Source organism: Anabaena sp. AL93 (assembly GCF_001672085.1).
Taxonomy (GTDB): Bacteria; Cyanobacteriota; Cyanobacteriia; order Cyanobacteriales; family Nostocaceae; genus Dolichospermum; species Dolichospermum heterosporum.
On the sequence record NZ_LJOU01000177.1, the window covers coordinates 1 to 5,627 of the forward strand.

General features: G+C 38.8%; 3 protein-coding genes. 1 reads left to right on the plus strand and 2 read right to left on the minus strand.

The window, feature by feature from the left end:
* Positions 1–44: 44 nt before the first annotated feature.
* Complete coding sequence (locus AN486_RS26015) at positions 45–1,394, minus strand: PrsW family glutamic-type intramembrane protease (RefSeq protein WP_290603005.1); 1,350 nt, start codon at positions 1,392–1,394, stop codon at positions 45–47.
* 297 nt (positions 1,395–1,691) lie between these two features.
* Positions 1,692–5,318 carry a hybrid sensor histidine kinase/response regulator gene (locus AN486_RS26020; RefSeq protein ID WP_290603006.1) on the minus strand — a complete coding sequence of 1,209 codons (3,627 nt, stop codon included), beginning with the start codon at positions 5,316–5,318 and terminating at the stop codon, positions 1,692–1,694.
* 119 nt (positions 5,319–5,437) lie between these two features.
* On the opposite strand from AN486_RS26020, the gene AN486_RS26025 reads away from it, so the two are divergent.
* The coding region (locus AN486_RS26025) for a hypothetical protein (RefSeq protein WP_290603007.1) at positions 5,438–5,627 on the plus strand (190 nt) is incomplete at its 3' end.

Sequence of the window (5,627 nt, forward strand, 5' to 3'; positions counted from 1 at the left end):
CCCTACTCCCCTACTCCCCTACTCCCCTACTCCCTGCCTCTTACTTACTTTGGATCAAGAAACCGAGTAGCAAAGTTCTCTGATCTTGTAAGTGACAATACCCGTGCTTTCAGAATTGCCGCCATCAGAAAGGCATAAGATAAAACGCCAACTACTACCAAAAACAAAGCATTAATAGAACCCGTCGCATTCCATAAAGCGTGGAGTGCAGAAGCGCTCAAATAACCCACCGTGAGAATTTGCTTGCCTTTGAGGGGTTTTAACACCGCTAAACCCACAAAATAGCCTAAATAGCCACTGTAAGCCATGTGTCCGGCCACAGAACCTAAAATGCGGGGAATAAGTAGCTGTAAACCGACTGATTGACCAGAATTTTGGGAAATTAAGGGTACATATTGACCAAGAGTTTCTAGTAAAGTAAACCCCACAGCGGAAGCTGTACCCAAGAGAATACCATCCAGCGGTTCCCAAACCCCAATCCGTTCTCGCCAGGGCGATCGGAGGGACTTGCCAATCCAATATGCTCCTAATACTGGTAGTATTTTCAGGAGTTCCTCCATTAACCCTGCACCAAAAAACATCCGTACTAATAATTCGGTGAAGGTAATCCCATCTGGAGATGTCGCATCCAACGTCCCAGGTAAGATATTTCGGAAGACTTTGATAAATAAATCTAAGAGAGGACTCAATAAAATTAAGATTGTACTCAGTGCCGTAGCCATGAGTACCCACCAAGGCTTAGATTTACCACACAATTGATAAACAAAATAGTAAGCAGCAAAAGCGATGTAAGACCCCACAATTACTTGATTGGCTTGGGGATGACCTACCGTAGCAAACATTAATACCACGAAAACTACTGTTAAGATTCCTGGAATCAGGTAGGCTTTGCGAGTGAGATCCTTACCAGTAGAGATAATAGGAAATAATTGTGTGAAGCTTACAGAATCTTGCTTTGATGACAGATGTTGATAATTAACAGATGATAATACTGTCGCTTTACTGACATTGATCATTGTTTTTTGAGCAACAACTTCGTACTCAAAAATAAATTGTGGTCCATCAGCACCCAGGGAAATGCGATCGCCCAAATGTAATTCTTGACATCCTTTCAAGGGTTCTCCATTTAAAAAAGTGCCATTGGCACTATTTAAATCACAAATTACCCAGCTATAGCCGCTATAGGTCGTTAAAGAAACGGGACGAACTACCGCATGACGACGAGATACCATTCGGTATATTACGGCATCCAAGACAATTTGGCAGATGGGGTCACGTCCAATTACCATTTCTTTACCAGGAAGCAACAAGTAGCGAGATGCTGACTCGGAAACTTCGACCTTACTGGACACCAACCGCAGAAATGCATTCTGTCTTGCGTTTTTGCCTGTCATCGAGTTAGTGAGTGTGTCTAAACAAATTCTCCGGCTTATGCCATACCCTATCAGATTTTATAGTAGTAGACCTAATTTTAGCCATATTCAGGGCTGCACCACCCCTAAATATACCATAGCTTCACTAGCTGTTATCCTTATTCAAAATACAAAATTGCAGAAAATTCTCCATAAGTAGTCGGACAAAATTAAATTCACTCGTTGAGAGAGGGAACAGGGAACACTTCGACAAGCTCAGTGCATCGCAGGGAACAGGGAACAGAAAAATCAATTGTGTAATTAATTCTGTCCCATTACTTATTTACCTGCTGCTATTAATCCCTGGCTTGAATCCTCGTTATTCCCATTAGCTAAAATCTCAACGGTAGCGAGAAATTCATGCTCCAAGTAAGGCTTAGTTAAATAAGAATTTGCCCCCAATTCATAAGCTAACTGACGATGTTTATCTGCGCTACGAGAGGTGAGAACAATAACTGGTTTTTTAGCAAAATCTGGGTTTTGACGGATATGGCTTAACAATTCAAATCCGTTCATTCTTGGCATTTCTAAATCAGAGATAATTACTTCAATTTCTGGATGTAGATGTAGTTGTTCTAAAGCCTCCATACCATTTTGAGCTTGTAATACTTGATATCCTGATTTTTGTAAAGTGAGACAGAGAGTTTGCCGCAGACTAATAGCATCATCTACCACTAAAATTACTTTTGGTGATTGGCTATTTCCTGACACATTAGCGGTTAACTGTTTGTGGGTGTGAGTGGCAACTGTCTCTGGTAAAGCTTGTTGATTTGCTGCGGGTGCCATCGGGAGCGACATGACATCCAATGTAGCTTGCATTTCTTTAGTATCAATAAGCAGCGTCCCATCAATAATTAAGATCAAGTTACCATTAGCCAAACTACTGCAACCATAAACATATTTTGGTGGGGTAATGGAACTTCCTAACGGCCTAATTACTAATTCTTGTTCTCCAATAATTTGATCAACTTCTATGCCTACCATACCATGATGGCGACGCAATAAAATGATGGGATTTTTCACCATTCCTGCTTCTGAATTATCTGGGAAATTTTGCAGATTATTTGTACTCAAAACTGCGCCATTATAGTACATTAACCCCGCCAGTTTTTGGATATTGACCATCAATTCATCTTCATCTGTCCGCCAATGTAAAAACTGTTTGCCTTCAAATTCTTTGATTTGTTGAGCAGAGGGAATAACTATTTTTTCAATACTATCTTGTAGTAAAGCGTAAATAACACCACCTGCTTGAACTAACATGAGTTTATCTGTAGTCATAGAGAAAGGAATTTTAAGAATAAATGTTGTTCCCTGCTGAGGTGATGATTGCACAGAAATTGAGCCGTTAAGTAATTGTATTTGGGTACGAACAATATCTAAACCCATCCCGCGTCCAGAGATTTCACTAACTTTCCCGGCTGTAGAAAATCCCGGAGCAAACATCATCTCTATTAATTCAGATTCGGTGAGGCGATGAACATAATCTCCACTATTATCATGGGGAATTAGATTAAGTTCTATGGCTCTGCTACGAACTTTTTCTAAGTTTAATCCTTGTCCATCATCATGGATTTCAATAACAGTTTGACTACCTTGATTATAGGCAAAAATCTCAATGATACCCTGTGCTGATTTGCCTCTTTCTCGGCGAATTTCTGGAGATTCAATCCCATGATCAAAAGAGTTGCGTGCCAGTTGCAAAAGGGGATCATAGAGTTTTTCGGCGATCGCTTTATCAACTAGAACATCTGTACCAGTAAGTTTTAATTCTACCTGTTTTCCATAAACATTGGCTAGATTCTGCACCATTTGCGGAAAGCGGCTGAGGATAGTTCCTAAAGGTAACATTCTCGCTTCTACCAAGTTATCTATAATATTTAAGGTTAAGGTTTGTTGTTTCTCCCCAATTTGAGCAGCTTGTTTCATCAGTAATTCTAGGGATTCGGAAGTTTCTTGTATTTGCAAGGTTTCTTCCATTGCTGAATGCAGTGTTAACTGAAACTCTGAATATACATCCATTTCTAAGGAATCAAAATTTACTGAACTCAGGGACTGGGTATGATGAGATGAGACATTATTTCCTTGTAATGGCAAATCTCGTAATTGATATAAAGTTAATTGGTGTTGGTGAAGTTGCTGACTTAATCTATCAATTAATTCTATAACTTGGTCATCATATAAAGTCCGTCTTTTTTGAGAAATTAGTAATTCACCTGTTATGTAATTCAGGCGTTGTAGTCCTTCCACATCAACACGGACAAAGGAAGATTGTCGAGAGTTTCTAGTAACTGCATCAGTAGTTTTTTCTTCTAATTGCTGATTAATTTTTGTATCATAGTTTGTGACTACCTCTTCACTAACTGCTGATGATGTCACACTTTCTAAATAAATATCATCTTGAACGCCTTCTGTTGTTTCTATGATTGGCATTGCGAGTATATTATCTGGCTCTAAAATAGATTCTCCTCCCCATATTGATTCCAGAAGGCTATTATTTTCTTCGAGTAATGAAGAAGGAACTATTTCTTTGATTACTAGCAAATCTTGTAATTTAGGATGATCTAGCCAGTTTTTTTCGGCTTCTGTGACTGGTGGATAATTTTTATATTCTTTGCCTAATTCACGAATTTGCCGCCTTAATTTTTTGATAATGGGAATGGCACTATTATTTTGCTCAACAGTATATTGGAATTTAGCAATGGCTAAAATAATAATTAAAATTACACCACGACGATGGAGACATAAAGATTTGCTATCCCCTACTTTTTCTATAAAGTAAAGAAATTGTTCTAGCCAATGTTCTAAATAATTGACGGGATATTTCTGACTAGATGAAGGAATTAATAAAGATAGATTTAACTCTGATTCTGGTATTTCTCTGTACTGATTAAACCAGCCAAAAATATAGCGAATAGTTTTTAAATAAACCTTGGCGTGAACTGGTTTTAAAGGTTGATTATTCCCATTGCTAAGAGTAGTTAAAAAGTGATAAAATTCTGTTGTATTATTAAAAAATGTATCAGCAAAAGATTGGTGAATAGATCCCAGATATGACTCAGATTTTGGGATTGTTGCCAAAGAACTGGTTGTGATTACAGGAAATAAATCATCATTTGTCGTATTTACCAGCGCTTGCAATTCTAAAGATGCTGAACCTCCAGAAGTGCGATCGCCCCCTAAAACAGCTATTTGTGCTGCTTTTAAATCAGTGAAAGCGATTTTAGCAATTTCTCGCACCTTTTGGGGATTTGCATCTAAAACCGCCATAATTGTGCGTGCCAATTTTTCCAATCCTGGTAGATTCAAAGATTCTGCCAAGCCAATAAATACTTCACTTTGAGAGTGGAGTAATTCACAAAATTCAGTATTATCTGGTGGATTAGTAAGAGCCTGATTCAGAATATCTAGACGTTGTTTTACTCCTACTTCAAAAATAGATTTAACAATATCAAATCCTAACTCTTCCGATGTCGGCACATGAGTTTCTGCTCCGAAAGCATCACCTAACTTTTCTTGGATTTGAATAAATACTGTAGTAGCTCGGTTCAAAAGTTCATCAGCATTGATGTTACTGCTAGTAACTTCTGCCGTCACTGCTAATTGTAGACATTCATAACCTTCAACAAGTAAAGTTTGTAATTCACTATCAATAACAACATTAGGATTATATAAAGCCTTAAATATATCTTCTAAAGAATGGGCAATTGTCATGATGGTATCGAGTCCAACATTTGCTGCCCCACCCTTAATTGTATGGGTTGCCCGCATTAGATTATGTATTTTAGCTGTGCTAGAATTTTCAACTAAAGTATATAAATCCTGTTCAATAGTTTGCAATAATTCCGGTGCTTCGCCCAAAAAATAGGCATAGCCTTGTTCACGAATTGCTTGATCTGTAATCATAATTTTTGATTTTAGATTTTAAATCGAGGAGTTCAGCAGGTAGGGGCGCAGGGCCTGCGCCCATTCAGGAGTATGGCTAACCCCACGCTGCGCTATCAGGAGTTCACGAGTTCAGGAGTATGGCTAACGCCACGCTGCGCTATCAGGAGTTCACGAGTTCAGGAGTTCAGAAGTTCAGGAGTTCACGAGTTCACGAGTTCACGAGTTCAGAAGTTCAGAAGTTCAGAAGTTCAGGAGTTCACGAGTTCACGAGTTCACGAGTTCACGAGGAAGAAAGAAATTTCTCCCCTACTCCCCTACTCCCCCTAC

What these genes read in the sequence shown, in the direction of transcription:
- AN486_RS26015 (WP_290603005.1), bottom strand. Translation starts at nt 1,394, where the DNA reads ATGACAGGCAAAAACGCAAGACAGAATGCATTTCTGCGGTTGGTGTCC.
- AN486_RS26020 (WP_290603006.1), bottom strand. Translation starts at nt 5,318, where the DNA reads ATGATTACAGATCAAGCAATTCGTGAACAAGGCTATGCCTATTTTTTG.